This is a genomic window from Streptomyces sp. NPDC015032, from assembly GCF_043080425.1.
Taxonomy (GTDB): Bacteria; Actinomycetota; Actinomycetes; order Streptomycetales; family Streptomycetaceae; genus Streptomyces.
In genome coordinates this window covers 71,123-94,118 of sequence record NZ_JBIBVN010000008.1, presented here as the reverse complement: position 1 = coordinate 94,118, position 22,996 = coordinate 71,123, and the positions used below count along the sequence as shown (strand labels likewise).

Annotated in this window: 20 protein-coding genes and 2 pseudogenes; 6 read left to right on the top strand and 16 right to left on the bottom strand. The window is 71.8% G+C overall.

Going from position 1 to position 22,996, the window contains the following annotated elements; all coding sequences use genetic code 11:
• Positions 1–15: 15 nt before the first annotated feature.
• Together ACF08M_RS14660 and ACF08M_RS14655 are read right to left on the bottom strand one after the other, a co-directional pair.
• Positions 16–1,104 (bottom strand): hypothetical protein, encoded by a 1,089-nt coding sequence (locus ACF08M_RS14660; RefSeq protein WP_392185609.1) that lies wholly within the window; start codon positions 1,102–1,104, stop codon positions 16–18.
• Between the two features lie 215 nt (positions 1,105–1,319).
• Positions 1,320–1,484 carry a hypothetical protein gene (locus ACF08M_RS14655; RefSeq protein WP_392185608.1) on the bottom strand — a complete coding sequence of 55 codons (165 nt, stop codon included), beginning with the start codon at positions 1,482–1,484 and terminating at the stop codon, positions 1,320–1,322.
• Between the two features lie 287 nt (positions 1,485–1,771).
• Here ACF08M_RS14655 and ACF08M_RS14650 point away from each other — a divergent pair, with 287 nt between their 5' ends.
• Positions 1,772–2,554 carry an NAD(P)H-binding protein gene (locus ACF08M_RS14650; protein ID WP_392185607.1) on the top strand — a complete coding sequence of 261 codons (783 nt, stop codon included), beginning with the start codon at positions 1,772–1,774 and terminating at the stop codon, positions 2,552–2,554.
• A 278-nt stretch (positions 2,555–2,832) separates the two neighbouring features.
• Here ACF08M_RS14650 and ACF08M_RS14645 read toward each other — a convergent pair whose 3' ends face one another.
• From ACF08M_RS14645 to ACF08M_RS14635, 3 genes and pseudogenes are all read right to left on the bottom strand, one after another.
• Complete coding sequence (locus ACF08M_RS14645; protein ID WP_392185606.1) at positions 2,833–3,426, bottom strand: TetR/AcrR family transcriptional regulator; 594 nt, start codon at positions 3,424–3,426, stop codon at positions 2,833–2,835.
• A 58-nt stretch (positions 3,427–3,484) separates the two neighbouring features.
• Positions 3,485–3,759 (bottom strand): annotated as a pseudogene (locus ACF08M_RS14640) (long-chain fatty acid--CoA ligase); the annotation flags it as partial.
• Between the two features lie 7 nt (positions 3,760–3,766).
• Entirely contained in the window at positions 3,767–4,531 is a 765-nt protein-coding gene (locus ACF08M_RS14635; protein WP_392185605.1) for an SDR family oxidoreductase, read from the bottom strand.
• Between the two features lie 185 nt (positions 4,532–4,716).
• Between ACF08M_RS14635 and ACF08M_RS14630 the strand changes: the two genes are divergently transcribed.
• The gene (locus ACF08M_RS14630) at positions 4,717–5,991 is read left to right on the top strand and encodes an exo-beta-N-acetylmuramidase NamZ domain-containing protein (RefSeq protein WP_392185604.1); all 1,275 of its coding nucleotides are present in this window, start codon (positions 4,717–4,719) and stop codon (positions 5,989–5,991) included.
• Positions 5,992–6,201: 210 nt separating this feature from the next.
• Here ACF08M_RS14630 and ACF08M_RS14625 read toward each other — a convergent pair whose 3' ends face one another.
• Complete coding sequence (locus tag ACF08M_RS14625) at positions 6,202–9,030, bottom strand: penicillin acylase family protein (protein WP_392185603.1); 2,829 nt, start codon at positions 9,028–9,030, stop codon at positions 6,202–6,204.
• Between the two features lie 227 nt (positions 9,031–9,257).
• Between ACF08M_RS14625 and ACF08M_RS14620 the strand changes: the two genes are divergently transcribed.
• Positions 9,258–9,869: a hypothetical protein gene (locus ACF08M_RS14620; protein WP_392185602.1), complete on the top strand. Its 612-nt coding sequence runs from the start codon at positions 9,258–9,260 to the stop codon at positions 9,867–9,869.
• A 64-nt stretch (positions 9,870–9,933) separates the two neighbouring features.
• Here the strand turns inward: ACF08M_RS14620 and soxR are convergent, their stop codons facing one another.
• Positions 9,934–10,407 (bottom strand): redox-sensitive transcriptional activator SoxR, encoded by a 474-nt coding sequence (gene soxR / locus ACF08M_RS14615; RefSeq protein WP_392185601.1) that lies wholly within the window; start codon positions 10,405–10,407, stop codon positions 9,934–9,936.
• 127 nt (positions 10,408–10,534) lie between these two features.
• On the opposite strand from soxR, the gene ACF08M_RS14610 reads away from it, so the two are divergent.
• Positions 10,535–10,996, top strand: coding sequence for a MaoC family dehydratase (locus tag ACF08M_RS14610; protein ID WP_392185600.1), 462 nt, complete (start codon positions 10,535–10,537; stop codon positions 10,994–10,996).
• Positions 10,997–11,003: 7 nt separating this feature from the next.
• On the opposite strand, the gene ACF08M_RS14605 is transcribed toward ACF08M_RS14610, so the two are convergent.
• Together ACF08M_RS14605 and ACF08M_RS14600 are read right to left on the bottom strand one after the other, a co-directional pair.
• Positions 11,004–11,627: a TetR/AcrR family transcriptional regulator gene (locus ACF08M_RS14605; RefSeq protein ID WP_392185599.1), complete on the bottom strand. Its 624-nt coding sequence runs from the start codon at positions 11,625–11,627 to the stop codon at positions 11,004–11,006.
• Between the two features lie 118 nt (positions 11,628–11,745).
• Positions 11,746–12,036, bottom strand: a complete 291-nt coding sequence (locus tag ACF08M_RS14600) for a YiaA/YiaB family inner membrane protein (RefSeq protein ID WP_392185598.1) — start codon at positions 12,034–12,036, stop codon at positions 11,746–11,748.
• Between the two features lie 139 nt (positions 12,037–12,175).
• Here ACF08M_RS14600 and ACF08M_RS14595 point away from each other — a divergent pair, with 139 nt between their 5' ends.
• Together ACF08M_RS14595 and ACF08M_RS14590 are read left to right on the top strand one after the other, a co-directional pair.
• Positions 12,176–12,865: a TetR/AcrR family transcriptional regulator gene (locus tag ACF08M_RS14595; protein ID WP_392185597.1), complete on the top strand. Its 690-nt coding sequence runs from the start codon at positions 12,176–12,178 to the stop codon at positions 12,863–12,865.
• 81 nt (positions 12,866–12,946) lie between these two features.
• A pseudogene (locus tag ACF08M_RS14590) lies at positions 12,947–13,108 on the top strand (polyphosphate kinase 2); the annotation flags it as partial.
• A 22-nt stretch (positions 13,109–13,130) separates the two neighbouring features.
• Here the strand turns inward: ACF08M_RS14590 and ACF08M_RS14585 are convergent.
• The 7 genes from ACF08M_RS14585 to ACF08M_RS14555 all read right to left on the bottom strand — a co-directional run bounded on the left by ACF08M_RS14585 (position 13,131) and on the right by ACF08M_RS14555 (position 22,982).
• Complete coding sequence (locus ACF08M_RS14585; protein WP_392185596.1) at positions 13,131–14,210, bottom strand: Zn-dependent alcohol dehydrogenase; 1,080 nt, start codon at positions 14,208–14,210, stop codon at positions 13,131–13,133.
• A 50-nt stretch (positions 14,211–14,260) separates the two neighbouring features.
• Entirely contained in the window at positions 14,261–15,649 is a 1,389-nt protein-coding gene (locus ACF08M_RS14580) for an aldehyde dehydrogenase family protein (RefSeq protein ID WP_392185595.1), read from the bottom strand.
• Between the two features lie 256 nt (positions 15,650–15,905).
• Entirely contained in the window at positions 15,906–17,792 is a 1,887-nt protein-coding gene (locus tag ACF08M_RS14575; RefSeq protein ID WP_392185594.1) for an ABC transporter ATP-binding protein, read from the bottom strand.
• A gap of 266 nt (positions 17,793–18,058) precedes the next feature.
• Entirely contained in the window at positions 18,059–18,679 is a 621-nt protein-coding gene (locus ACF08M_RS14570) for a TetR family transcriptional regulator (protein WP_392185593.1), read from the bottom strand.
• Positions 18,680–18,727: 48 nt separating this feature from the next.
• Positions 18,728–20,011 (bottom strand): hypothetical protein, encoded by a 1,284-nt coding sequence (locus ACF08M_RS14565; protein ID WP_392185592.1) that lies wholly within the window; start codon positions 20,009–20,011, stop codon positions 18,728–18,730.
• Positions 20,008–20,778, bottom strand: a complete 771-nt coding sequence (locus ACF08M_RS14560; RefSeq protein WP_392185737.1) for a hypothetical protein — start codon at positions 20,776–20,778, stop codon at positions 20,008–20,010. The genes ACF08M_RS14565 and ACF08M_RS14560 overlap by 4 nt, the downstream gene beginning before the upstream one ends.
• A 74-nt stretch (positions 20,779–20,852) precedes the next feature.
• Positions 20,853–22,982 (bottom strand): right-handed parallel beta-helix repeat-containing protein, encoded by a 2,130-nt coding sequence (locus ACF08M_RS14555; RefSeq protein WP_392185591.1) that lies wholly within the window; start codon positions 22,980–22,982, stop codon positions 20,853–20,855.
• Positions 22,983–22,996: the final 14 nt, after the last annotated feature.

Here is a 22,996-nt window from a genome sequence, read left to right as displayed (position 1 = left end):
CTCCCTCCGGCAGGTTTAGAGGACCGTCGCGACGTCGCGCGGCGGAATCGAGTGATCGGACAGGGCGAGGCCGATGACGGCCGGGACGTGCGGATCCTCCGCGAAGTGCCCGCGCCGGTGGAGTCCGCGCAGGCAGCTCACCATCGGCCCGCCGAACAGCAGGGGATCGCGCGCGGCGACGACCGTCAGTTCACCGATGTCCTCGCGGTCCGCCGGGCCGCCGAGCAGTTCCATGCCCCGTCGGCGAAGCCCCGGTGGGAGACCGAGGTCTTCGACAACCTGCCGCAGCAGGTCCTTGTGGCCGTGGCGGGCGGCGGCCGCGAGAGCGGCATCGGCCACCGCGGGCCGCTCCCCCACCGCATCGGCGGCGAGAAACGGAGCGAGGCGCCCCGGCGGCAGCGGCTCCGTCACGGCCCACGGCTCGGCGAGTTCGTCCAGTGCGCCGGCGACGACCTGGGCGCTCTCGGCGCCGAGCAGGCGGGTCAGGCTCTCGCGGACCGGCGTCGGGGCCAGCAGTCCGGCGTGCAGCCCCTGCCGGGCGAGCCGCAGCGCCTCGGCCTGCAGCACCGGGTCGCCGCTGTCCGCCAGTTCGTCCACGAGCCGCGCCGGGCGGTGCGCACCGGTGATGTCCGTCTCGCGCACGGCCTGGTACAGGGGCTCACCAGGGGTTTCGTCACGGATCGCCGTCGGATCGTGGCGGATTTCGGCGCGCAGCCACGCGATTCTCACCCGCGCCGGCAGCCCGGCCGCGCGCCACGACGGCCACGGGCGGTCCCGGAGACGGTGCCCCAGCCGCTCGTAGAGCCCCGCCAGGAGCAGATCCGCCTCCGGTGGTCCCGGCGGCGACGCCGGTAGCAGGCCGGCAATTTCGGCCAACTCCCCGTCGTCGGACGGCCGGCACGCGGCGGCACGCTCGGTGAGCAGCACCAGGCCCAGGTGACGCATGCCGGGATCCTGGTGCCGGATCAGACGGCCCAGTTCCGACGGTGGGCAGTCACGCGCGTCCACGAGCCCGGACAGCAGCGCGTCCGGAAGTCCGGACGGCCGGCCGGTGCCGGGCCGACATAGGGCGTCGTGGAACGGTTCGTCGGCCGGGGTTTTCACCGTCGGATGCTAACCGTGACGCTTCCGGCTCCTCCAACGGACTAGGGCCTTTCGTTTGGATCAGGCCGGATCAGGGAGCGGGGTCCGGTGCGTGCGATCGCAAGGCGGAGGAGGGAGTCGACGCGGAGCGTCGGCGACCGACGACAACGCGGCGAGCGTGCGTGCCGGACCCCGCGAGCCCGGCATGATCCAAACGAAAGGCCCTAGTCCGTTGGTCAGTAGCCGCCGAACGGCACATGGTCCGCCAGCGCCAGATCCCGGGCGAACGCCCTCAGGCGCAACAGGCGCCGGGCGGCGAAGCGGACGGCACGGGTGTGCCGCGGCCCGTATGCCGCGGCCCAGAGCACGGGGACGCGCGCGGATGGCTGGATGTGAGTCATACCTCCAGCTTCGGCCCGTACCACTGGTCGGTCCAACAGATGGTTTGGCCGGCTGCGATCGATGCCGGGCTCCGCCCGGCAATCGTGGTGCTGATGCCCCCAGGGTCGGGCGGTCAGGGACATCACCGCGTTGAAGCAGGTCGGCGAGGACTATGTCCGCGATGTCATCCACGCCTTCATCGAGCGGGGGTTGACCATGCCCGCGACCTCCAGGCGCGGGTTCCTCACTCCCTGCCGAGCGAACCACGACTTGAACACACAGTGCAGCTGCAACTACTTTCAGTGTCATGCATGTTGTTGTCGCCGGCGGTCACGGCCGGGTCGCCCTCGCCGCATCCCGTCTGGTCACGGCCAGGGGCGGGCGGGTCACCGGGCTCATCCGCCGCCAGGAACAGGCCGACGACGTCCGGGCCGCCGGAGCGGAGCCGGTCCTCCTGGACCTGGCCACGGCTACGGCGGAGCAGTTCGCGGAGCGGATCGACGGCGCGGACGCGGTGCTCTACACGGCCGGCGCGGGACTGGGCGATGCCCCCGGGCGGGCAAACCCGGTCGACCGCGACGCGGCCCTGGCCCTCGCGGACGCGGCCCGGCTGATGGGTGTTCGGCGCTACGTCATGCTCTCGTCCATGGGGGCCGGCAGCAGTGCTCGATACCCGAAGGACCCGCTCGTCGAGACGTATCTGAGGGCCAAGGGCGAGGCCGACGAGGAGCTGTTGTCGCGGTCCTGTCTGGACTGCACCGTGCTGCGGCCCGCGTGGTTCCGCGACGGTCCGGGCACCGGCCTGGTGCGTCTCGCCGAGACCACCGGTGTCGGTGAGGTGGACCGGGTGGATGTGGCCGCCGTCCTCGTGGCCCTGCTCGCCGCCCCCATGACCGCGGGCCGGACCCTGGAACTCGTCTCCGGCCACACGCCCGTCGACGAGGCCGTCGCCGCCCTCACCCGCTCCGCGGACCCGCAGCCCGGCCACGTGCCCGCGCCCGGCAGGCGCACACCGGGCCGTCGTTCTCTGCCCTCCGGGGCGGTGCCGGCTCCCGACATGCCGGAATCCGGTCCAGTGGCGTCAGGTTGATCGGCGCCGGGTCCCAACGGCCCGCACCCGGGCCGGGATCGGTACCTGATGACAGGGAAGGGCCCCCTTGGGCTCGGCGCCTCGTGTCCCGGCGGGCACGCAGGACCTTGAGCAGGCCGCGGAACTCGCGCCACCGCTTGCGCTGACGGATGCGGCAGTACAGCTTGCCGGTGGCCGGATCGGGGGCGGCGAGCGATCAGTCCCAAAGACCGTCCGGTGCCCCACGAGCAACAGGTCGATTACCCGGCCGACAAGGTGTGACAAGCCACTGGCCCGGGTCAGGGACGCAGGGCGCGCAGCAGCAGGTCGGCCAGATGGTCGGCGACCTGCTGCTGGCTGAGCGGGCCGTCCGGCCGGTACCAGGTGGACAGGTGGTGGACCGAGCCGAAGTGGTAGTCGACGATCAGATCCGCCGGGGTGGCCGTGGAGAAGACCCCGCTCCGCTGGCCCTCTTCCACCAGGGCACGGAACCGCTCGTGGTAGCGGCGTCGCTCCCTCCGTACCTGCTTGTTCTTCTCCGGGCTCAGCTGGTGCATGGACCGGAAGAAGATCGACGCGTCGTCGAGGTTCTCGATGGTCGTGACGACCACGTCCGCCGCCGCGTCGCGCAGCCGCTGCTCGACCGGGGCGTCGGCGTCCGCGAAGGCGTCGAGCCGCTCCTGCTGGAGCCGGAGCACCCGGGAGTAGACCTCCTGGAGGAGGTCTTCCTTGGAGCCGAAGTAGTGGTAGAGCGCGCCCTTGGTGACGCCTGCCGCCTCGACGATCTCCTGGACCGAGGTGCGGTCGTAGCCCTGCTCGGCGAAGAGCCGGGTGGCGGCGGCCAGCAGCCGCTGAGGGACGGGGGACGTCTCCCCGTCCGTCGCCTTGGCCATTGCCGCCACCTTCCTTCCGTGCTGTGTATGAAACGGTCCGACCGTCCAGCGGTCTATTGGGGGAACGCAGTTCCCGCCTGAGGATCTTCCCACTCGCCGTCTTCGGCAGCCCGGTCAGGACCTCGGCCTCGCGCGGGTACGTGTCCGCGGCGAGCCGTTCCTCGCAGAGGGCGGCTAGTTCCTCGGGTGCGACGGTGGTGCCCAGCCGCAGGCTGACGCAGGCGCGGACGGTTTCACCGCGGTAGGCGTCGGGGACACCGACGACGGCCGCCTCCCGGACCGCCGGGTGGGGTGGAGGACGTCCGCCACGTCGTGCGGCCAGACCTTGGAGCCGACCCGGTCATGCGCCGGCCTCCTCCCATTTCTGCTGGAGGTGGTTCATGTTGGCCAGCCAGTGGTCGGTGTCCTTGGTGCGGGCCCGGTAGTAGCCGGCGACCTCGGGGTGCGGCAGGACGAGGAAGCGGTCCTCGGTCATGGCGTCGAAGAGCGCGTCGGCGACCGCCTCGGGCTCGATGGCGCTGGGGGCGAGGACGAGCTCACCGGCCGATCCGGCGGCGGTGAGCATGTCCGTGCGCACGCCCTGCGGACAGATGGCGTGGACCTTGATGCCACGGTGGCGGTAGGTGAGCGAGAGCCATTCCGCGAAGGCGACGACGCCGTGCTTGGTGACGCTGTACGGGGCGGCTCCGATCATCGTCAGCAGCCCGGCGGCGGAGGCGGTCGAGACGAACCGGCCACTGCCGCGCTCCAGCCAGTCCGGCAGCAGCGCCCTGGCCGCGCGGACGTGGGCCATCACATTGACGTCCCAGGCGGCGGCCCAGATCTCCTCGTCGGCGAAGACGTCGCCGGGCGAGGCCAGGCCCGCGTTGGCGCAGTAGATGTCGACGGTGCCGTCCAGCGCGTCGCGGGCGGCGTCCACGATCCGTGAGGCGTCACCGGCGACCGCGGTGCCGCCGATCTCCTCGGCCAGCGGCTCGATCCTGGCTCCGTCGAGGTCATTGACCACGACCCGCGCGCCTTCCGCGGCGAATCGGCGGGCCAGGGCGGCTCCGATGCCGCCTCCGGCTCCTGTGACCACTACGCCCGAGCCCTGCACCGTACTCATCGGGTCCCGCCTCTCTCTGTCGGCTGCTCCAGCAGACTAACCAGTCGGTATGTCGTTGCGGAAGAGGCCGTACCGGCTCGGGCGACACTCCTGTCACACCAGTCGCGTCCGGCTCGTTCCGTATGGCCGGAACGCGCGCTAGCGTGCGTGACCATGACAGAGGTCGCGATCATGGAGGTAGCCGAATGAGCCTGTCCAGACGTGGTTTGCTGGCCGCCGGAGGTGCGGTGGGAGCCCTCGCTGCGACGGCCGCCGGCACCGGGGGCGCGACCGCCGCCCCCGCGTCCGGCAACGGGCGGGGCAACGGGCACGGCCGGGTCCGTACCGGCTTCGACCGGCTGGCGGCGGACGGCTACGCGCTGCTGAAGGGCCAGAAGGTCGGGGTCGTCACCAACCCCACCGGGATCACGTCCGACGTGCGCCACATCGTCGATGTGATGCACCCCGACGACCGGGTGGACCTGATCGCCGTCTTCGGACCCGAGCACGGTTTCCGCGGCACCGCGCAGGCGGGCGGTTCGGAGGGGCGGTACGACGATCCGGCGACCGGACTCCCCGTCTACGACACGTACTTGAAGAGCGGGCAGCCGCTCGCCGATGTCTTCACCGCGTCCGGCGTGGACACGGTCGTCTTCGACATCCAGGACGCGGGCGCCCGCTTCTACACGTACATCTGGACGCTGTACGACTGCATGGAGGCGGCGGCTCTCGCGGGCAAGCGGTTCGTCGTGCTGGACCGGCCGAACCCGGTGACCGGGCGGGCGGCGCTCGGGCCGGTACTGGATCCGGCGTACGGCACCTTCGTGGGCCGCCGGGAGATCGCGCAGGCGCACGGCATGACGGTCACCGAGCTGGCGCTGCTGTTCAACAAGGAGTTCCTGGCCCGGCCGGTGGATCTGCGGATCGTGAAGATGTCCGGGTGGAAGCGCGCGGACTTCTTCGACACGACCGGGCTGCCATGGGTACCGCCGAGCCCCAACATGCCGACACCGGACACCGCACTGGTCTACTCGGGGACCTGCCTGTTCGAGGGCACGAACCTGTCCGAGGGGCGCGGCACCACCCGGCCGTTCGAACTGCTCGGCGCGGAGGGCATCGACCACCGGTGGGCGGCGGCCGCGAACGCGCTCGGTCTGCCGGGGGTCGCGTTCCGCGAGGCGTACTTCGCGCCGACCTTCTCCAAGTTCCAGGGGAAGACGGTCGGCGGGGTGCAGCTGCACGTCCACGACCGCGAGGTCTTCGATCCGGTGCGCACCGGGATCGGGCTGCTGGTGACGGCCAAGCGGACATGGAGCGGGTTCGCCTGGCGCCCGGACAACTGGATCGACAAGCTCACCGGCAACACACGGGTCCGCACGATGATCGATGCGGGGGCGGACACGGACGAGGTGGCGGAAGCGTGGGCAGCGGACCTCGCCGCGTTCCGGGCCGTCCGCAAGAGGTACCTCCAGTACCGGTGAGCCCGAGGTCGTCCGGGGGCCGGTTCCGAGTTCTCCGTTCGCCGGACGGGCCGGTTCCCGTTCGCCGGACGGGCCGGATGGTTCCGGCCTGCCGGCCGAGCGGTTCCGTCCTGATCGCCGGACGGGCCGGACGCCCGGCTCCGCGGGAGCGCGGGTGCCGGACGGGCGGCAGAGCGAGCCCGTCCGGCGCCCGAGGACGTCCCCCCGGTGCTACCGGTGCGCCGGGAACTCCACCACCTGCTGGTAGGTCGGGCGGTTCTGCCAGTGGACGGCCTTCTGCGCGATCCCGCCCAGCGGCCGGTGGACGATCGAGTCCGAGCACCACTGCTCACCGGCCTTGCAGCTGTCGTCCCCCGGGTACACCTCCGCCGCCGGCTCCGCCGTGGCCCCCTTCAGGGAGGTCAGCAGCGCGTCACGGCAGCTGTCCAGGTCGCCGTTCCCGCAGTACGCCTGGGCCAGCGGGCCCTCGACCGGCTGCCCCAGGACACGGCGCAGGTCCTTGTCCACGAAGCCCCACCAGCCGTACTGGAACGCCGAACCGCTGTGCGCCCCGCTCGGACCGTGACTGGCCGCCGGGGACTCGTCCGTGGCCAGGGCGGTGGTCAGCGCCCCATACAGCCCGTCGCCGAGCCCCGGCCTGAACTCGGCCTCGACCAGCTTCGGCCACCACGCGTCCATGATCCGTACCGCGTCGGCATGGCTGTACGCGTGCGATCCGGGGCTGCTCTCCCTGCGCTGCGATCCGGCCGCCCGCCAGGACTCCAGCTGCTGGACGACGCCGTTCAGTTCCGGATCGGTGACCGGCCCGGACCGGATCACCTTCAGCAGTTCGGGCAGCAGCTGCTCGCCGCGCAGATCGGTGACCGCGGCCTGGGCCATCGCCCGGGTCAGGGACGCCCTGGTCACGCCGCCCTCCTCGACCAGCCTCGCCACCCGGTCGTCCAGCAGATCGCCCCGGTGCACCGCACTGAGCCCGAAGCCCGCGGAGGCGTACCCCTTGGCCTGCTTGTTGTTCCAGGAGATGTAGTAGTCCTGGCCGCTGGAGTGCGGGTGCTCGGCGAACGGGGTGTACGCGGCGGTGTTGACGGCCGGGTCGTACCCCTTCCACTCATAGGCCCGCTCGGCCTTCACCGGCAGCGCCGGGTCGACGCCCGCCGCGCGCACCGGGTTCATGCCGCTGTTGTAGTACGCGGCGGTGCGGGAGTCCGCGTAGAACCAGTTGAACGCGTAGTCGATGTCGCTCGCCGCCCGCTGGAACGATACGGCGTCCTTGACGTACGCGGGATCGTTGAGCATCTGGAAGCCGATGATCGAGTCGGCCTCGTGACGGTAGGTGGTGCGCAGCGAGGTGTACGCGACGGGCTTGCCGCCCACGGTGGCACGGTGGGTGACGATGCCGTAGTTCGTGCGCCGGACCTGCATCCGGTAGGAGCCCTTCGCCGTGGAGTCGGCGACGGTCGGCTTCCAGGAGTTGGTGTGCTCCAGCGTCTCCATGGCGGTGCAGGTACCGCGGTAGAGGTAGTGCGTGGAGTCCTTCGTGGGCGTGGAGCCGCCGGGCTCGCACAGGTCGACGGCGTATGTGTCGGTGATGTCCTGGCCGGCCGAGGTGGCGCTCCAGGCGTAGTCCTGGCCACGGCCCATCTGGATGTACATGCCGACACCGGCGAAGGAGACGCCCCGGGCGCTGATGCCCGGGCCCTGGAGCTCCTGGAGCATCATCAACTGCGGGGCGAAGTAGCCGGTCTGCGGCCCGAAGACGGCGATCGGGTTTCCGCTCGCCGTGTGCTTGCCGGAAACCAGCAGGGCGTTGGACATGCCTCGCTTCTGGGCACCGGAGCCGGAGCCCGGCAGCGAGCCCTCGGGGATGACGCCGTCGTCGAAGATGCCCTGGGCCTTCTTGAGCGTGGCGGGGGCCTCGACGGGGTCCTTGCGGTCCGTACCCGCGGAGCCGGTGCGGTCGTAGATGAGGGGTTCGGCCGTGACGGAGCCGCTGTCGGGCAGCGCGGTGCCGCGCGCCGTGGCGGGCTTGCCCGCGTACGGGAACGACGTGCCGTCATGAATCGTCAGCACGGCCTCGGGGTCTTCGCGCTGCCGGAACGACTCCCAGACCTTGGTGCCTTCGGCGACGCCGTACTTCTGCTGGGCGGACAGCAGCGAGAGCGCCGCCTGCACCTCGCCGCCGCCACCGCCACCGAACTGGCCGCCGACCACGGAGGCGATGGAGATCAGGTCGGTCAGCTTGAACGGCTGGATCTCCCCGACGTTGGTGATGGCGTCGATCTTGCCGGTGAGGACGTACTCGCCGGGGAAGTAGCGGCCGTTCTTGGACTTCTCGCGGTAGGCGTTGATGCCGTCGACGTACGCCTGGGCGTCCGCCATCGCCTGTTCGCCGCGGGGGCCCTCATGGGTCCTGATGTAGTCGACCTGGGCTTCGAGATCGGCCTCGGTGTACGGGGCCTGCGGCCAGAACTGCTGCTCCAGGCCCTGGTTGGCCAGGGCGCCGCCGGCGAACGAGGTCAGTTCACCGCGCCCGATGTGACGGAAGAGGTCCATCAGCCAGAGCCGGTCCTGCCCGGCCGCGAATCCGGCGCCGAACTCGGTGCCGTAGCGGGTGGTGCCCTTGATGTGCGGGACGCCGGACGCCTTGTCACGGGTGATGGTGACGTCGTCGCGCGGCGAGGTGACGGACTCGACCTGGTCCTTCGGGACGCCGAACGAGGCGTCGTTGAAGAAGTCGGTCAGCTTCCGGTCGGTGAGACCGGTGTGCCCGGCCACCAGGCCGTCGTAGCGGTCGAGTTGGTCGTCGCTGTGGGCGGGGTGGGTGCCGAACGCCTTGTTGCCCAGAATGTCGACGAGCGTGGCGTTGCCGTTCTCGCCGGGCGGCAGTATGTCGTCGCACTGCCCCTGGCAGTAGTCGGTGGCGGGTGCGGGTTCCGCCGCGACGGCGCCGGACTGCGGCGAGGCCGCGAGCAGGGTGGTGCCGAGAACGAGAACCGCCGCGGCGGTGATGGCTCTGAACGTGACGGTGCGTGGGGGCATGCGTGCTCCTCCGAGAGGCCGATGCGCCGGAGGTTACCGGCGGTACGACCCGCCGGTGAGATGAACAACCGTCACTTTTTCCGAATCATCACATGCCGCCCCGCGGGGCCGGCCTGACGGCCGGTCGTCTCACATGCCGGACGTCGCCGCGGCCCGATGGATCCGGATCGGGCGGTCGTACGTCCATTACTCGACGCCGAAGTACGAGCGACGGAGGTGGCGGTGCAGTGGCGGGATTCCGGAGTCTTGCGAGACAGGTCCGCGATCCGCGGATCGACCTGGCACTGCGGCGGTATTCGCTGCGCAAGTGCCTGGAGAGGTTCGCCCCTTACGGGCATCGGGCGACCTGGGACCATTTGTGCGCCCGGCACGGGATCGAGCCCGAGGACCGGTCCCCGGATCCGGTGCGGCTGATGCGCGCGCTGGACGAACTGGAGGCGGCGCGGGCCGTCTGGCTCGGTTACGAGGCGGGGTTCGCCGAGCGCCGCAGGCGGGAGAAGCACGACGGGTTGCGCAGGCCGGGCACGTTCGACGACTGGCACCGGCGCACCTGGGGCGGGTACGGGGTCGCCCGCTGCGAGGACCCGAAGGTGCACCCCTCGGCACCGCTCGCCGAGGTTCTCGGCCGGCTGATCGCCGCCCTGGGGTCCGAGCCGGGCACCGCCTGCCCGGTGTGCGCGGGCTCGGAGATCGCCTGGCGGCCGGACCTGGGGTGCGAGCCGCGGTCGGGGCCGGTCTGCACGGGGTGCGGGATCCTGGTGCCGCAGCCGGTGCTCACGCGGGGGGCGCTGGCGAGGGCCCGGAGCGCACACCGCCGGGATCTGGCGTCGGCGGCATGACGGACGGCGACGGCCACCCGGCGGATGCGCCCGGCAGCCGAACGGCGGCGGGCGGGCCCCGGATCTACCGGCAGTCGGCCGACGGGCGCTCCGGCATCAGCCGCGAGCCGCTGATCCGCTGACCGGAGACGTCGTTCGGGTTGGAGAGCACACAGTTCTCCAGGGACAGGCAACCGCAGCCGATGCAGTCGGTGAGGTGGTCCCGCAGCCTGCCCAGCTGCTCGATGCGCTCGTCCAGTTCGGTACGCCATGCGACGGAGAGCCGCGCCCAGTCGTCGCGGTTGGGGGTGCGCTCCTCCGGGAGTTCGGCGAGGGCCTCGCGGATGGTGGCGAGCGGGATCCCGACCCGCTGCGCCGCGCGGACGAACGCGACCCGGCGCAGCGCGTCCCTGGTGTAGCGACGCTGATTGCCGCTGGTGCGGCGGCTGCTGATCAGGCCCTTGGCCTCGTAGAAGTGCAGGGCCGAGACAGCGGCACCACTGCGCGCGGAGAGCTGGCCGACCGTGAGTTCCTGGAGCGTCTGTGGGATCTGGGGCACCCCTCCAACCCTACTGGGCCACCCCCGGGCAGGCCCGTCGTTGACAGGAACGCACCCGACAACCATGCTGAGCAAGCGCTTAGACAGGCGCGGATGGCCGAGAGCGGGAAGGGCAGGGACCAGGGACATGGCAGAGCCGAGGATCTTCACGTCCGCACAGGAGCTGCGCGACGGGGTGGGCGAGCAGCTGGGGCACAGCGAGTGGCTGGAGGTCGATCAGAAGCGGATCGACCTCTTCGCCGAGGCCACCGGTGACCACCAGTGGATCCACGTGGACCCGGAGCGGGCCGCGGCCGGGCCGTTCGGTACGACGATCGCGCACGGCTACCTCACGCTCTCGCTGCTGCCCGCGCTCGTCCCGCAGATCATGCGGGTCGAGGGCATGAAGATGGGGATCAACTACGGGACGAACAAGGTCCGCTTCCCGTCCACCGTTCCCGTCGGCTCCCGGCTGCGCGCGACGGCCGCCCTGAAGAGCGTGGCGGAGGCCGGGGGCGGCGTACAGGTCACCGCCGTCGTCACGGTCGAGCGCGAGGGCGGCGACAAGCCGGTGTGCGTGGCCGAGTCGGTGTCGCGCTACTACTTCTGACCGCGCCCTACCGCCTGGCAGCGACCATGCGCAGCACGAGGTCGGCGTACAGCTCGCCGACCTCGTCCGGCGTCCGGCTGCCCTGCGCGTTGAACCAGCGCGCCACGTCGATGCAGAGCGAGAGCACCGCGAGTGTGGTGCCCGGGATGTCGGGCACGTCGAACTCCCCGGCCCGTACGCCCTCGCTGATGATCCGGCGCACCACCGCGTCGCTCCTGCGGCGCAGCTCGACGATCTCGGCGCGGTGCTCCTCGCCGAGGGCGTCCAGTTCGTACTGGACCACGCGGGCCGTGGTGTGCCGCTCGGCGTGCCAGCGGACGAAGGACCGTACGGCCTCGGCCAGCCGCTCGGCGGCCGTGCCGCCGCTGTCGGCGGCGGCCTCCAGGACGGACAGGGCGCGGTCGTGACCGATCCTGCTGATCCGGTGGAGCAGTTCTTCCTTCGTCTTGTAGTGGATGTAGAGCGCGGCGGGGCTCATCCCGGCCCGGCCGGCGATGTCGCGGGTGGTGGTCGCGTGGTACCCGCGCTCGGCGAAGGCGTCGACGGCGGCGACGAGGAGCCGCCTGGCCGCCTCGGGCGTCACCTCGGCCCACGGCGCACTGTCGCCGTCGGTCTCCTCCGCCGTGCTCATCGTCACTCGCCCCTCTCGTCAGCAGGACGAACACCATACCCCGAACCTGAGCAAGCGCTTAGGGCGCATCCGGGCAAGACTCTCCCCGGCGCCGGACGGACCGGAACCTCCGGAGCCGTCAGAGCTTCTGGAAGGGGTCGTGCTCCGCGAGGATCTTCTCCAGCCGGGCCTGGTCGACCCGGCTGACGATCTGCCCCGCCTCCTGCCGGTCGCGGATGACCTTGGCCAGGGTGAAGCAGGAGGTGACGAGATACAGGACGCCGATCGCGAGGAATCCGCGAACCCAGGCGTCGGCGTCCAGGAAGTAGATACCGAGGGCCACCGCGGCCATCGCCGCCCCGAAGGACGCGACGGCCTGGCCGTAGAAGGCCGCGGTGCTCTGCTGCTTGACCGATGCTGTGTCACTCATGGCACCCAGCATCGGCCGACGTGGCATGCGCCACATCCGTCCCCGTACTCAGTGCGGTACTCAGACTCCCGTTCGAGCACGGATGACACCTTTAATTAGCACTGCTAGTTTTTCGTTCGCAGGCCCTACTATGTGCCGCATGGCCCGACCGCGCAAGCCCCTCCTCAGCAGAGAACGCATCGTCGAGACGGCGAGCGCACTCGTGGATTCCGAGGGGCTCGACGCCGTCTCCACCCGTCGGCTCGCCGCCGAACTCGGGGTCAGCGGACCCTCGCTCTACAACCACTTCCGCAACAAGGACGAGATCCTGGACGCGGTCGCGGACGCCGTGTCCGCCCAGATCGATCTGTCGATGTTCGACGAGACGGACGCTCGGGACTGGCGTGCCGCACTGCACGACTGGGCCGTCTCCTACCGTGCGGCGCTCAGCGAGCACCCGCACATCGTCCCGGTGCTCGCCCAGGGCCCGGGGCGCCGCCCGGCCGGTCTGCGGGTCGCCGACGCGGCCTTCGGCGCGATGGTCCGGGCCGGCTGGCCGCCCACCCAGGCGACGTACATCGGCGCCCTGATGCGCTACTTCATCACCGGATCGGCCCTCGGTTCGTTCGCCCGCGGCTTCGTGGACGACGAGACGGCGTACGACCCCGCGGACTATCCGCACCTCGGCCAGGCCCATCTGCTGGCCGACCGCCGCCAGAAGGTCGACGAGGGGGCGTTCGAAACCGGGCTGCGGGCACTGATCGACGGCCTCTGTCTCCAGTACGAGCGGCTCCCGCACGAACAGCCGCCGTCCGCCGGAACGGTTCGGCGGCCACCGAAGCGTCCCTGACGCATTCTGGAACCCATGGCACGCATGGCACACCCCGACGCGGCCGCACCCCGGCTCGCCGCCCTGGCCGCGCTCCTCACCCGGCATGTGCTGCACCGCTTCGATTACGCAGAAAAGGACACGGCCGTGGTCGGCGAACCGGACCCGCTGATCGCCGGCCCGGCCTCACGGCTCTTCGAGCAGAGCGAGATGGACGCCCGGCTGCTCACCACGGGGCGGGCGGAGGCCGGGCCGACGGTCTGAAGGCCGCCCCGCAGAACCGGTATCAGAACACGACGAGTGCGCGGCCCCCCTTGCCCGCGAGCATGTTGCCGAAGGCCGCCGGGATGCCGTCCAGCGCGATCCGTTCGGTGACCATCATGGAGAGGTCGAACCTGCCCGCCCGGATGTGCTCGGCGAGGACCGGCAGATCGCGGGCCGGGTCGCTGTTCCCGTACACACAGCCCGTCAGCGAGCGGCCCCAGTGGAAAATCTCCAGGGCGTTGAAGGTCACCGGCTGGTCCTTGCCGCCGATACCGACGACCGTGGTACGGCCGCCGCGGCGGGTGGAGTCCCAGGCGCCGCGGATGGTGGCGGGCCGTCCGACGCACTCGACCGCGACATCGGCGCCCTGGCCGCCGGTGAGCTTCCGGATCGCGCGCGGGGTGGTGTCGGAGGCGGTCACATAGTCGGTGGCACCCGCCTGCCGGGCCAGCTCCTCCTTCTGCGGGGACACGTCGACGGCAATGATCTTCGAGGCGCCCGCGATCCGGGCGGACTGGAGCACGGCCAGGCCGACGCCGCCGATGCCGAACACGACGACCGACTCGCCGGGGTGGACCCGGGCGCTGTGGTGGACCGCGCCGTATCCGGTGAGGACCGCGCAGCCGAGCAGGGCGGCGTCGGTGAGCGGGATGCCGTCCGGGGCGCGCAGGACGCAGTTCGCGGCGACGACGGTCTCCTGGGCGAACGCCGCCACGTTCAGGCCGGGGTGGAGTTCGGTGCCGTCGGCCCTGCGGGCGTGGAGTCCGGCTGCGCCGTCCAGGGCATGGGCGCAGAGCCACACCTCTCCGATCCCGCAGTGATGACAACTCCCGCAGGAGGGAGCCCAGTTGAGTACGACACCGTCGCCGGGCGCGACATGGGTGACCCCCTCGCCGACCGCGACGACGGTGCCCGCGCCCTCGTGTCCGAGGACGGCGGGGACGGGCACCCGCATGGTGCCGTCGGACAGGGAGAGGTCGGAGTGGCAGACGCCTGCGGCGGCGAGACGGACCCGCACCCGGCCGGGGCCGGGCTCCGGGAGTTCGATGTCGGTGATCTCCAGGGGAGCTCCGAGGGCGGGCAGTACGGCGGCGCGGACCACGAACAGGCTCCTTGACGGTCGACAGCGGGGGTCGGGACGGGGCTGAACGGTCAGAACTGCAGGGACTTGGTCTGGAGGTACTCGGCGAGCCCGTGCGAGCCGAGCTCGCGGCCGACGCCGGACTGCTTGTAGCCGCCGAACGGGGCGAGCGGGTTGAACCGGCCGCCGTTGATGTCGACCTGTCCGGTGTCCATCCGGCGGGCGAACGCCACCGCCTCGGCGTCGTCGCCCGCCCAGACCGCGCCCGCGAGGCCGTACACGGTGCCGTTGGCGATGCGCAGGGCGTCGTCCTCGTCCTCGTAACGGATGATCGAGACGACCGGGCCGAAGATCTCCTCCTGGGCGATGGTCATCTCCGGGGTGACGTCGGCGAACACGGTGGGGCTGACGAAGTAGCCCCGCTCGCGCGGGGCCTCGGGGCCGCCCGCGACCAGGCGCGCACCCTCCGACACGCCCTTCTCGATGTAGCCGAGGACCCGGGCGTGCTGCTCGGCGTTGACGAGGGGACCGATGCGGTCGCCGTACTTGGCGGCGGCCTCGGCGGCGAGCGCGACCGCCTCGTCGTACTGGGCGGTGTGCACGAGCATCCGGGTCCAGGCACTGCAGGTCTGGCCGGAGTTGCCCATGACGTTCGCGATGCCGACGCCGACGGCCCGGGCCAGGTCGGCGCCGGGCAGGATGACGTTGGCGGACTTGCCGCCCAGTTCGAGGGCGACGCGCTTGACGGCGGCACCGGCCGTGGCGCCGATCCGCCTGCCGACGGCGGTGGATCCGGTGAAGGAGACCAGGTCGACGCCCTCGTGCTCGGCCAGCGCCTGCCCCGCGACCGGCCCCAGACCGGTGACCAGATTGAACACGCCCGCGGGGATGCCCGCTTCATGGACGGCCTCCGCGAAGAGCTGGGCGGTCAGCGGGGTGTCCTCGGCCGGCTTGAGGACGACCGTGCAGCCGGCCGCGAGCGCGGGGGCGACCTTGGCGACGATCTGATGCAGCGGGTAGTTCCACGGTGTGATCGCGCCGACGACACCGACCGGTTCGGCGTAGACGGTGGAGTTGCCGACCCGCTCCTCGAAGGCGTACGACGCGGCGAGCTCGGCGTACGAGCCGGCCACCAGGATCGGTACGCCCGCGTGCACCGCCTGCGAGAACGGCAGCGGGGCGCCGAGTTCGGCCGTGACGGTCGCGGCGACCTCGTCCTTGCGGGCGACGAGGACATCACGCAGGGCGGCGATCCTCGCGGCGCGCCCGGCGGGCGGGGTCGCGGCCCAGGCGGGGAAGGCCGCCCGCGCGGCGGACACGGCGGCATCGACGTCCTCGGCGGTGCCCGCCGGGACATGGGCGATGACCTGCTCGTCCGCCGGATCGACCACGGCGATCGTGTCCGTGCCCGCGGCGGCGCGCCACTCGCCGCCGATGTACATCCCGTCGTGGGCCTTCATCGCATTCCTCCCGGGGTGCCGTGGCTACGGCATAGTCGTCCGCGCCCCAAACTAGCGCTGTTAGTTTTTGGGCGCCAGGGCCGTGTCCGCGAGGGTCTCGTTCCCGCGGGCCGTGTCCCTGGCCCCCGCCACCGTGTCACGCCATGCGCCGGATGTCCGTCCGGGCCTGGGCCGGCCCTCACCGGCAACGCCCGCCCCCGGCGTCCGGGACCGGATGCGGCTGCGGCTGCGGCTGCGGCTGCGGCTGCGGCTGCGGTCAGCCGAGTTCCGCGGGCTCCGTGCCGGGGGTCTCGAACTGGGTGCGGTACAGCTCCTCGTACCGGCCGCACGCCGCGAGGAGTTCTTCGTGGGTGCCCCGCTCCACGATCTGCCCGTTCTCCACGACCAGGATGAGGTCGGCCGCCCGCACGGTGGAGAGCCGGTGGGCGATCACGACCGCCGTGCGCCCCGCGAGGGCTTCGGTGAGCGCCTCCTGGACGGCCGCCTCGGAGGTGTTGTCCAGGTGGGCGGTGGCCTCGTCGAGGATGACGACGCGCTGGCGGGCCAGGAGCAGCCGGGCGATGGTCAGCCGCTGGCGTTCGCCGCCGGAGAGCCGGTAGCCGCGTTCGCCGACGACGGTGTCGAGCCCGTCGGGCAGCGAGGCGACCAGACCGTCCAGACGGGAGCGGCGCAGCGCGTCCCAGAGGTCCTCCTCGGTGGCGTCGGGCCGGGCGAGCAGGAGGTTGGCGCGGACCGACTCGTGGAAGAGATGGCCGTCCTGGGTGACCATGCCGAGGGTGTCGCGCAGGGTGCCGGAGGACAGATCGCGTACGTCGATGCCGCCGATGCGCACCGCGCCCTCGTCCGTGTCGTACAGGCGCGGCAGGAGTTGCGCGATGGTCGACTTGCCCGCGCCGGACGAGCCGACGAGCGCCACCGTCTGGCCGGGTTCGGCGCGGAAGGAGACTCCGCGCAGCACTTCGCCGCCGCCCCGGGTGTCCAGGGTCGCGACATCTTCGAGCGAGGCGAGGGAGACCTTGTCGGCGGACGGGTATCCGAACCGCACCTGGTCGAACTCCACGGAGACCGGGCCCTCCGGGACCGCCTGCGCGTCCGGCTTCTGGTCGATGAGCGGCTTGAGATCGAGGATCTCGAAGACCCGCTCGAAGCTGACGAGGGCGCTCATCACCTCGACGCGCGCCCCGGCGAGGGCGGTGAGCGGCGCGTACAGCCGGGTCAGCAGCAGGGCGAGGGCGACGACCGCGCCCGCGTCCAGCTGTCCGCGCAGCGCGTAGAACCCGCCGAGCCCGTAGACCAGGGCGAGCGCCAGCGCGGATACGAGGGTGAGGGCGGTGATGAACGCGGACTGGGCCATGGCCGTACGCACCCCGATGTCGCGCACGCGGGCCGCTCGGGCGGCGAATTCGGCGGACTCGTCGGCGGGACGGCCGAAGAGCTTGATCAGGGTGGCGCCGGGTGCGGAGAACCGCTCGGTCATCCGGGTGCCCATCGCGGCGTTGTGGGCCGCGGCTTCCCGCTGGAGCCGCGCCATCCTCGCACCCATGCGGCGTGCGGGCAGCACGAACACCGGCAGCAGCACCAGGGCGAGCGCGGTGATCTGCCAGGAGATGGAGAGCATGACACCGAGGGTGAGGAGCAGTGTCACGACATTGCTGACGACGCCGGAGAGTGTGTTGCTGAAGGCGCGTTGGGCCCCGATGACGTCGTTGTTGAGGCGGCTGACGAGCGCGCCGGTGCGGGTGCGGGTGAAGAACGCGACCGGCATGCGCTGCACATGGTCGAAGACGGCCGTGCGCAGATCGAGGATCAGCCCCTCGCCGAGGTTCGCCGAGAGCCAGCGGCCGGCCAGGCCGAGCGCGGCCTCCGCGACGGCGATCACGGCGATGAGCAGCGACAGCCGGGTGACGGTGCCCCCGTCCTCGCCGGCCACGATCGCGTTCACGACGCGGCCGGCGAGGACGGGGGTGGCGACCGCGAGCAGCGCCGTCGCCACGCTCAGGACCAGGAACAGGGCGACCCGGCGCCGGTGCGGCCGGGCGAACGCGGCGATGCGCCGCAGGGTGGTGCGGTCGAAGGGGCGTCGGTCCGCTTGCGCGTTCATGACGTTGTGGAGCTGTGTCCACGCGGTGGCTTCCATGCTCATGGGAAGGAACGTACGACCTCCAGTGGACTTGAGGTCAACGCCTGCCCCGGGCAGCCGGTTTCGGACGTCGTACGGCGACCGTCCGGCCCCCGTCACGACGTGCGCACAGTCGGCGGATCCGGCCTCGCGAAGCAGGGACGGAGAAGTCGGCGACCCCGGGTCAAGCCGGGTTGACCGGGAGCTGCTTCGGCCCGCCGCCGCGCGCCGGGTGGCAGCACGGGGCGTGCGGCGGGCGGGGCGCCGGGCGCGGGACGAGGCCCTCGTGGTCAGTCCAGGACGTGCGCGAGGTAGGCCCGGAGCAGGACGCGGGTCTCGGCGACGATGGCCCGGTCGCCCGACGGGTCGGTGCGGAAGGCGAGTTGGAGCAGTGCGTCGGCGGCCTCGACACAGACCAGGATCGTCCGGAGCAGGTCCTCGTCGGGGGCGCGGCCGAGGTGCCCGGAGAGCAGTTCGGTGAGCCGGCCCGCGACCCGGAGATTGGCGTCGTCGGCCGGGTCGTCGTCGGGGGCGGGCGAGCCGAAGTCGACCAGGGCGAACCCGGCCACGGAGCGCTTCATCGCCAGGTACTCGTCCAGGACGGCGTCGATGGCGTCGCGCCAGTCGGCAGCCGTGATGGCGGCGAGGCGGGCGGTGATGCGTTCGGCATAGCTGTCCAGGTTGCGCCGGGCGAGCGCGTCGGTCAGTGCGCGCTTGTTGGAGAAGAACCGGTAGACGGAGCCGATGGGGACCTCGGCGCGGACGGCGACGGCCCGGGTGGACAGTTGCTCGTAGCCGGTCTCGTCGAGGAGTTCGGCGCAGGCGTCGAGTATCCGGGCGAGACGTTCGGCGCTGCGCTGTTGCACGGGGGCACGGCGGAGGTTCGTGTTCGCGTGGGGCACGGGCTCCATGATGCCGCGGCCCTCCCCGGCGGTGGCCGGTCGGTGCGGGTGCGGCCGTCAGGCGATGAGCAGGGACAGCCCTCCGATGGTGTACGTGATCATCAGGACCAGCAGCGGGAGGTGCCCCGCGACGGCGCGTCCGGCGGGGAAGAGGCGTACCGACCTGTCGTGCGCCGCGACGACGCCGAGTACGTGGCCGAGGACGATCGCGGCGACCTGGAGCGTGGCGACGCCTCCCGGCCCGAGAGGCGGCTCGGGCGGGACGGGGTTGTCAGTGCCGGATGCCACCATGACGGTGCGTGGCCCTTCGGTGACGAAGAGCGTGAAGTAGTGGGCGACGAGATAGCCGAGGGCGATCGGGACGAGCGAATGCGCGAAGGAGGTGAGGGGGTTGCGGATATGACCGGAGATCAGCCGGGTGGCGCCTGCGCAGAGGGCGTAGAGGGCGGCGACGAGAGCGGCGGCGCCCAGGAGTCCGAGCGTGGCCGTGGTGGTGCGGCCCAGGGGTGAGGTCTGGACGGTGGTGATCCAGGAGGGGGCGTCGGAGAAACCGTCGTAGGCGGTGGAGCCGAGCATGACGCAGACGGTGGCGGCGAGGCCGGGGATCTGCGGGGTGGCGTCGAGTCCGTTGAACGGGGAGCGGAGTACGAGCCGGCGGTCGGCGGGGCGGCGGCCGAGCGGGGAGAGCCGGGCGAGCAGCCCCGAGTAGACCTCGAAGGCGTCCGCGTGGTCGAACCATCCGGCGCCGTGACGGGCGGCGCCTGCGAGGTGGACGGCGGCGTGGAGGGAGAGGAAGAGGAGGAGGGCGGTGGTCGAAGCGGGGTCGGGGGCCACGAGTTCGAGCCAGGTGAAGGCGAGGAGCCCGGCCGCGGCGGGCCACAGGCCGAGGCGTACGGGGAGGGGGCGGCCCGTGGCCGGATCGCGGCCGAGTGCGCGGCAGCCGACGAGGTGGACGGTTCGGAGGGGGTTGAGCAGTCGCCAGACGGGGCCGAGAAGGAGCGAGGCGGGGACGAGCCCGACCCACAGGAGTACGTAGACAGCGCCGGGGGCCGGGTTGCGGCCGGGATCGTCGGGACCGAGGAGGAGGTGAACCAGGACGAACAGGGCGGCGGCGAACCCGAGTACGCGCAGGGCGGTACGGGTGGGGCGGGCATCGGCGAGGCGCTGGACAGCGGCCGGGAGCGGCCGGCCGGCCCGGTCGCCGCGGAACCGTGAGGAGGACCAGAGCAGGCCGAGCGCGAGAAAGGAGACGAAGAGCGCGGCGAAGGCACCGGCGAAGGCGTAGAAGGGGGACAGCGGAAGGTCGTGCTGGGCGCCGATGCCATGGGCGAGGACGCTCACCGTACGACGAGTTGAGTCAGGAGCAGGTCGGACTCATGGGTCTCGACCTCGAAGAGCCCGGTGCGGTCGGCGGTGAACGTGAGGGTGACGGTCTTTCCCGCGGGCAGCCGGGCCTCCTTGTCGTAGCCGTGGACGTGGAGGGTGTCGGCGCGGTCGCTGCGGACCCGGAGTTCGATGATCCGGCCTTTTGCGATCTCGGTGCGGCCGGGGGCGGGACTGACCCTGCCGTGGGAGACGGCGATCTCCAGGGTCGTGTCGGGACGGGGCGTCTGCGGCTGGTGCGTCGCGCGGGCGGTGGGCCGGGCGGAGGCGGTGGCGAGGGAGGTGGTGGCCTGGATCGGGGCGGAGTTCACGGCCCAGGCGGTGTGGTCGTCCGCATAGAGCCGGGCGGTGAGGCCGGTGCCGCCGCCGGCGCCTCGGACGAGGGCGGCGGGGAGGTGGTACCAGGAGCCGTAGACCCGGGCGAGGGGGTGGCCGTCGAGGAAGAGGCGGGCGTGGCCGCGTCCGAGGAGGGCCGCGCCGCCCACACTGTCCGGCGTGAACCTGAAGTTCCGTACGGAGACATGGACGTTCCAGCCGTCCTCGGAGTCCGGCCGTACGGCGATCGTCACCGCGGGGGCGCCCTGGGCATCGACCTGTCGCAGCCGGTGGCCCGAGCCGTCGTCGGCGGTGAGGAGCCGGCCGACACCGCCGCCGGCCTGCTCATGGCTGGTGCCGGGCTTGTGGTGGGTGGTGGCCCGCCCGCCGCAGGCGCTCGCGCCGAACATGAGGGCACCTGCGGTGAGCAGGGTGACGGCTGCGGCGCCCGGCCGGGCGAGCCGCGCTCGTGTGCGGGAACGCTTCACGATCCGTCTCCTTCCCGGGTGGGGGCCGAAGCAGGGGCGGAGCCCCGAGCGGGGGCCAGGCCGGCGACCGAGCCCGCCCCTGTATCCGAAGCGGCGTTCTCCTGCGAGGGTCCCCGGTCGCCCGGCGTTTCCCGTTCGCCGTGCCGGGCGGCGGCGACGACGGCCCAGACCACCCAGATCCCCCCGAGCAGTCCACGCACCCAGGCCGGGCTGAGCGGAATCCACGGGATCATGAACACGGCCTTGTCGACGGCATCGAGCAGGGTGAGCGCGCCCAGGACCACCGTGGTGCGGCCCAGCCAGGGACGTGCGCCCCGCAGTGCCAGTCCGGTCCCGGTCCACCACAGGCCGGTCAGCAGCAGGGCCAGCGCGGGCAGCCGGGTGGGGTCGAGCCCCATGGTCGACCCGGCCACATCCAGCCCGAGGCCGATCGCGCCGAGCACCAGGGCGACGGTGGCGAGCCGGCTGTGCCGCAGGCGGCGCCACCACAGCACCCCGCCGACCAGGGCGAGCACCAGGGCGACGCCCAGCGCGATCTGTACCTCGATGCGCTCGATGCCCCGCGCCCCGTACCAGTCGCAGCCGGCCGGCAGCCGTCGTGCCTGCACGTTGTAGTCGGCGCAGACCAGCAGTTTGGCCAGCTTGACCGGTTCGCCGGCGAGCCGGTCGGTGCGTCCGGAGACGGCACCGCGCTCGGCGCCGCAGGTGGGCAGGGCGCGCGGGGAGGACGGCCCGGTGTCCGACTGCCAGCAGTTGCCGTCCCCCTGGCCGTCCCACCACACGTCGGTGCGGTTGGGCCGGGAGTTGCCCGCCCTGTCCGTGCCGAGGTGGTTGCCCGCGTACCGGTTGTGGTGGGAGGTGTCGGCCTGCCTGGACAGCGCGTTCTCGCCGCGGATGAAGGCGGGGACGGCGCTCAAAAAGAAGGCGGCGCGGTTCTGCCCGTAGATCCAGTTGTTCTCGTACAGGTTCCAGTTGCCGCCCGCGGTGATGATGCCGCTGCCCGGTGGCATGGAGATCTGCGGGCAGACGACCCCGTCCTCGTAACCGCGGTCCACGGGCGGCTTGGCGCAGGTGCCGTCGGCGACGTACGGGTAGTAGTCGGCGTTGTTGTCGTGGATCAGGTTGCGTTCGAAGCGGGCGTGGTTCTGCGGCAGTCCGGGGTGGCCGGGGAAGGCGCTGTCCATCGAGGCGCCGCCCATGTTGTGGTCGAACTCGTTGTCGTGGACATAGACGGAGTCGCCCGCGGTGCCGGAGTAGCCGACCATGTTGTGGTGGCTGCGGCAGCCGGTGATCTCGATCGAGTAGCGCGGGACCCGGTAGCCGTACCCGTCGTTGATGTCGGACGCGCTGCCCGGGTAGATGCCGGAGTCGCCGTTCCCGTACGACTCGCAGTTCTTGTACAGCCCGTGATCACTGGCGAAGGTCAGGAAGCCGTACTCGTCGTTCCACCGGGTGAGGACGTCATCGATGACGAAGCCGTCCTGGGCCAGGACGTACAGGGAGTTGAAGGTGGTGCGCTGCGCGGTGAAGTTCTTGAAGTAGATGCCGTCGGAACCGTCCGCGCGGATCGCGTTGAGCTTCTGGTATTTGGCGTCGATGACAACATCGGTGCGCTCGGCGCCGGTCCCCTCGATCTGGAGGTTCTTCTTGCCGAGGATCGCCACCAGGTTCTGGTTGTGCGGGCACCGCGCCTGCTGCGCGTAGGACAGGATCTGGTAGCCGAGCTGGGAGTCGGGCGCCTTCAGCCGGGTGCACTCCCCCGTCGGCGCGGGCAGCGAGGGCTCCTCCTCGTACAGGCCGGGCAGGATCGCGATGTTCATGCCGGGCCTGCCGACCGCGTCGACGGCCTGTTGCAGATGGCGGTAGCCGGACTTCCGGCACCGGTCGAACAGCTTCAGGTTCCGGGCCCGCAACCCGTCCGGGAAGCCGGACACGCGGCGCTCGAAGTCCGCCCGGTCGCTCTTGCAGACCAGCAGATCCGGCTCGCCGGTGCGGTACACGGGGACGCTGCCGGTTCCGTCGGGCAGGGTGACCGGACGTTCCTCGTGCGCCTGGGCGGCCGGGGCCGCGAGGAGGGTGACGGCGAGCGCCGCCAGGACCGCCAAAAGTCTCCGTGTACACGACATGTGCGGGAGAGTAG

Excerpts from the sequence above, each read along its gene's own strand:
- ACF08M_RS14650 (WP_392185607.1), top strand. The coding sequence starts at position 1,772 with ATGCATGTTGTTGTCGCCGGCGGTCACGGCCGGGTCGCCCTCGCCGCA.
- ACF08M_RS14635 (WP_392185605.1), bottom strand. The coding sequence starts at position 4,531 with ATGAGTACGGTGCAGGGCTCGGGCGTAGTGGTCACAGGAGCCGGAGGC.
- ACF08M_RS14580 (WP_392185595.1), bottom strand. The coding sequence starts at position 15,649 with ATGAAGGCCCACGACGGGATGTACATCGGCGGCGAGTGGCGCGCCGCC.
- ACF08M_RS14625 (WP_392185603.1), bottom strand. The coding sequence starts at position 9,030 with ATGCCCCCACGCACCGTCACGTTCAGAGCCATCACCGCCGCGGCGGTT.
- ACF08M_RS14570 (WP_392185593.1), bottom strand. The coding sequence starts at position 18,679 with ATGGAGCCCGTGCCCCACGCGAACACGAACCTCCGCCGTGCCCCCGTG.
- ACF08M_RS14605 (WP_392185599.1), bottom strand. The coding sequence starts at position 11,627 with ATGAGCACGGCGGAGGAGACCGACGGCGACAGTGCGCCGTGGGCCGAG.
- ACF08M_RS14645 (WP_392185606.1), bottom strand. The coding sequence starts at position 3,426 with ATGGCCAAGGCGACGGACGGGGAGACGTCCCCCGTCCCTCAGCGGCTG.
- ACF08M_RS14575 (WP_392185594.1), bottom strand. The coding sequence starts at position 17,792 with ATGAGCATGGAAGCCACCGCGTGGACACAGCTCCACAACGTCATGAAC.
- ACF08M_RS14560 (WP_392185737.1), bottom strand. The coding sequence starts at position 20,778 with ATGTTCGGCGCGAGCGCCTGCGGCGGGCGGGCCACCACCCACCACAAG.
- ACF08M_RS14610 (WP_392185600.1), top strand. The coding sequence starts at position 10,535 with ATGGCAGAGCCGAGGATCTTCACGTCCGCACAGGAGCTGCGCGACGGG.
- ACF08M_RS14555 (WP_392185591.1), bottom strand. The coding sequence starts at position 22,982 with ATGTCGTGTACACGGAGACTTTTGGCGGTCCTGGCGGCGCTCGCCGTC.
- ACF08M_RS14595 (WP_392185597.1), top strand. The coding sequence starts at position 12,176 with ATGGCCCGACCGCGCAAGCCCCTCCTCAGCAGAGAACGCATCGTCGAG.
- ACF08M_RS14655 (WP_392185608.1), bottom strand. The coding sequence starts at position 1,484 with ATGACTCACATCCAGCCATCCGCGCGCGTCCCCGTGCTCTGGGCCGCG.
- ACF08M_RS14630 (WP_392185604.1), top strand. The coding sequence starts at position 4,717 with ATGAGCCTGTCCAGACGTGGTTTGCTGGCCGCCGGAGGTGCGGTGGGA.
- ACF08M_RS14600 (WP_392185598.1), bottom strand. The coding sequence starts at position 12,036 with ATGAGTGACACAGCATCGGTCAAGCAGCAGAGCACCGCGGCCTTCTAC.